Source organism: Bacillus sp. SIMBA_026 (genome assembly GCF_046535335.1).
GTDB classification, from domain to species: domain Bacteria; phylum Bacillota; class Bacilli; order Bacillales; family Bacillaceae; genus Bacillus; species Bacillus velezensis.
Genome location: NZ_JAWRWX010000301.1, coordinates 1 through 256 on the forward strand (window position 1 = coordinate 1; position 256 = coordinate 256).

General features: G+C 59.8%; 1 protein-coding gene. It reads right to left on the reverse strand.

Annotated elements, in window-relative coordinates:
* A partial coding sequence (locus SB847_RS21560) for an MBL fold metallo-hydrolase (protein ID WP_410578723.1) occupies nt 1-256 on the reverse strand: 256 nt, incomplete at both ends.

Sequence of the window (256 nt, forward strand, 5' to 3'; positions counted from 1 at the left end):
GGCGCGAATGGTCGGGTAGTCCAGATGATCGTAGTGGTCGTGGGTGATCAGTAGCGCATCGATCTCGGGCATGTCGTTTGCCGTATAGACGCTGGTGCCCTCGAAAGCCCTGTTCGTGAGGGGCACGGGAGCCGCGTTGTTGCTGAAGACCGGATCAATCAAGAAGCGCTTGCCGGCCAACTGCACGAAATAGGACGAATGCCCGAGCCAGACGACCAGATCCTGCCCGGGATCGAGCGCCTTGAGATCTGTCCTG